Annotated in this window: 2 protein-coding genes; both read left to right on the forward strand. The window is 44.8% G+C overall.

Translation table 11 applies throughout. The features are described 5' to 3' along the window. On the forward strand, nucleotides 1-1,412 hold a 1,412-nt coding region (locus tag F6K49_RS36655; RefSeq protein WP_293104795.1), incomplete at its 5' end, for a radical SAM protein. Nucleotides 1,413-1,490: 78 nt separating this feature from the next. Beyond that, a complete protein-coding gene (locus F6K49_RS36660; protein ID WP_293082884.1) occupies nucleotides 1,491-2,987 on the forward strand; it encodes a radical SAM protein in 1,497 nt (498 codons plus the stop codon). The last annotated feature ends 940 nt before the right edge of the window (nucleotides 2,988-3,927 follow it).

The raw sequence follows: 3,927 nt of genomic DNA on the forward strand, positions 1-3,927 counted from the left end.
TGGTTTTGATAGCCGATCTGCAAGCGGGGGGTTTCGATGCTCAATTGGTCAATCTCAAAGATGGTGATTGTCAAGAACCATTTGGAGAGGTGACTTGGAAAGGCATGAATCTGACTAAGAGCTATGTCGGGCAGAGGATTCTGGATATAGATCCAGAAGCTTATGATGCTTGGGGGGTGACAGTTAACTACACTCAAGAGCGCCAAGTCAGCTGTCTGGCGATCGCCCATCTAGCCAGTAAAGGAAAACCAGTTGTAGTTGGCGGTTCCGATGCCATTGCCGAACCCCGTAACTACCTGGATGCAGGTGCAACAGCCATCGTAATTGATAAATCTGGTGCAGCCAATTGGCCGATTTTAGACTATGTACTAGGACTTACTCCACGAGAAAAGCTGACGGGTGTAATCTTAGCGGATGGGAGTTATCATCCAACCCGTACTAAAGCGATGAGTCCAGAGGAGTGGGCCTTACCCTCAGTGGAATTAGCCAGGCAATGTTTAGGGGAAGAATACTCGGAAGAACCTTTTGTAGAACAACTCGTACCTATAGGGTCCGTATATCCTGACATCGGATGCGATCGCAAATGTGACTTCTGCCAGACTCCAACTTACACCTCAGGCTATCGCCGAATGTCACCGCAAACGACCCTCAATTGGATTGCTCGTCAGAAGGAAGCTGGTGCAAAGTGTGTAGTTATGGGTTCCGATCAATTCCTCGGTCGCGTTCTGTTTCCAGGAGGTCGAGAAGAGGTTCTAGAGATTACAAAAGGCGCAAGAGAGATGGGAATGCCACTTTTGTGGCCTAATGGTTTGGAACTGAGGAAAGCGACTTTAGGCAGGGGACGCAACTATGACCATACAGACCTCACACCTGACGAAGAACTGATAGAAGCCCTTTGGGGATGGGATGGCAAGGTTGGCGGTTTTCTAGGTTACATTCCCGCCGAACGTCCAGTTTTTGGCAGAGAATCCTATAGCAAACTTCTCCCCTGGCAACAGCATTGTGAGATGATGCAGGCGATCGTTCGGGCTGGTCTTCCCGTTATTGTCTATGGTGTGATCATTGGATTTCCCGATGACAGTCACGAAAGTTTACTCCGCCTTGAGGAAGCAGTCTTAGAACTTCATCAACAACTCAGAGAAATTAACCCAGACCTGGAATTTCAAGTTGCTTGCTATTCCATTTCCCCTATACCAGGAACACCCCAAGGGGAAAACATCCGCAAGTCTGGTTTATTGCGCTTTGACGATCCTTCTATAGTTGGTGGGTTCTGGACACCCAGTTGTGACACACGCTTCCTGAGCTACGAGGATATTTCTGAGTGGCAATTTCGTCTAGTTCAAATTGGAAAAGCAGAATCTAAATTGATAAACTATCATGGAGGTTTGACCAAGATGGCTTCTATCAGTTAATTAATCAAGACAATTGTTGATTCAAGATAACGGCTTTATTTCACGACTTTTTCAAGAAATTATAATTCATTTGAAATTATGAAAATAGGATTAGTAGAGTTACCACACCTGAAATTATTAGACCCTGACGGCATTGATTGGACAGACCATAACAAACATCCTCTAATCAGCAAGCAAATCCTAATGTCCAATCTAGAAGCAGGGGGATTTGAGGTGGAATTGTTGAATCTTAAAGATGCTACTGATCAGGAAGAGTTTGGACAAGTAAATTGGAAGGGGATGACCCTGCGGAAGATTGCGTATGGAGGAAAAATTAGTTCGGTCGATCCCTATACTTGTGATGCTTGGGGGGTAACCAGTAATTTTACCATCCATCGGGAGCTAGCTATTGCAGTAATAAAGCATCTAGCAAAAGGAGGCAAACCAATTATAGTCGGAGGTTCAGATGTTATAGCTCAACCCCGACTCTATTTAGATGCTGGTGCAACGGCTGTGGTAAAAGATAAATCAGGCGCTGCAAACTGGGCAATTTTTGACTATGTGTTGGGACAGCCCCAACGAGAAGAACTATCTGGAGTCTTATTTGCTGATGGTACTCAATATCCTAGACGCCGTCATCCCTTGCACCCACAGGATTGGCCACTTCCATCCCCTTCTATTGCCAAGGCTTGTTTAGGTGGGGGAGGTGACTTTAATAATTCCTCTCTAGTGCCAACCGGCGCTGTTATGTTTGACCTCGGATGCGATCGCACCTGTGACTTTTGCCAAACCCCGACCTATGGCTCAGGTTACTTGCGCATGACTCCCCAACGAGCCTTGGAATGGGCTGCCCGTCAAAAAGAAGCTGGGGCAAGGAGTGTCGTCTCTGACTCCGACCAATTCCTGGGTCGGGTGATCTTTGGAGACGAAGGACGGCAAGAAGTTCTCGATATTACCCAAGGATTGCGGGATATGAATTTGCCAGTTTCCTGGGACAATGGTATTGAACTGAAAAAAGCCACAAGAGGACGTGGACGGGAGCGCACTCCAGAGGATTTACTTCCAGATGAAGAACTGGTAGAAGCAATGTGGGGTTGGGATGGCAAGACAGGCTGCTATATGACTTACATCCCCGCTGAAAGACCCTTTGCCAACCGTCAAGCTTACAAAAAGTTGTTACCGTGGCAGCAACACTGTGACATGGTAAGTGCTGTTGTACGGGCTGGTGTCCCGATTATTTCCTATGGTTTTATTATCGGGCTACCTGATGATGACCGCGATAGCTTACTCTATCTTGAAGAAGCAGTGTCGGAACTTAAACAAAAACTCAAAGCAATCAACCCTTCTCTTGTTCTTTTTGTTATGCCTCTTTGTCTAATTCCCCTTACAGGAACACCGCAAGAGCAAAATCTGTTAAAGTCGGGATTATTGCGTTTTGAAGATCCCACGATTCGCGGTAATTTCTGGACGAGTTGTGCAGATACTCATCACATGAGCTATCAAGAAGTTTCAGATTTTCAATCAAGTATGTTCCGCCACCTTACAGATGCTTGGGAAATACAGTCAATGCCTCAGGGCAGAACAGCACCTCGTTAACCAGTGGTCTGTCTGTCAGCTACTAGGTCTAACGGAGATAATTTATTAGGGCTCTCCTAGTTATTAGGGCTCTCCTAGGGTGGCTAAGCTGGTCTTCATTTAAATTGAATTGTTCTGGCAGCAAGGGAGCAAGGGGGCAGGGGAGCAGGGGAGCTCACAGGGGTAGGTTTTTTACAAAGGGGCGAGTACGTACTTTTATTGTCTTTATCCGGAGCACGAGTGGGGGAAATATTGTCTTTATCCAGAGCGCGAGTGGGGGAAACCCGGCAGTTCCATCAAGACAATGATGATTTTTAACGACAATAATGGTATATTTTCTTATCCCCCACACCCCACACCCCACACCCCACACCCCACACCTGAGGTCTTTGTAAAAAACCTACCCTTATGAGGAGCAGGGGAGAGGGTTTGACGTTTTTTTATAACTGAATAATCCCCAATTTAAATGCGCAACAGCTTATGATAAATTAGTATAAATTAATTACTCAAAACCTTATTTAGTAAGGTTTTGAGTAATTAATTTATATAATTTTAATAAAAGCGATGCAGCGCGGTCTTGGGGATCCCCCCCCAATAAGCGACTGCCGTGGTTTCCACGGGGCTTACAAGGTGCGGACGCAGGTTCCGCACACAGACCCAAAACCACTCGCTATTGCATCAAGACATAGCTCTGAATTTATTCAAACAAGAAAGTACAGAAACAACGGGAATTAAAACTAAATGAAAAAAAGCTGGATGGGATAACGATTATCTCCTCAAAGTTTTAGGTGTTTAAGTTTTAGTTAATAAGTCAATTTACTGACTAAATGGCGTTTGGCAATTTGCCATCGGTTTAGACTAAAATATCTAGCTTTATATTATGCTGTCAATATATATTAATTATCTAAAACAATACTTACTCTTTGTATAAGCGATACAAATATTATACCAGTTTTATCTG

The organism is Moorena sp. SIO3I6, assembly GCF_010672095.1.

Excerpts from the sequence above, each read along its gene's own strand:
- F6K49_RS36660 (WP_293082884.1), top strand. The coding sequence starts at position 1,491 with ATGAAAATAGGATTAGTAGAGTTACCACACCTGAAATTATTAGACCCT.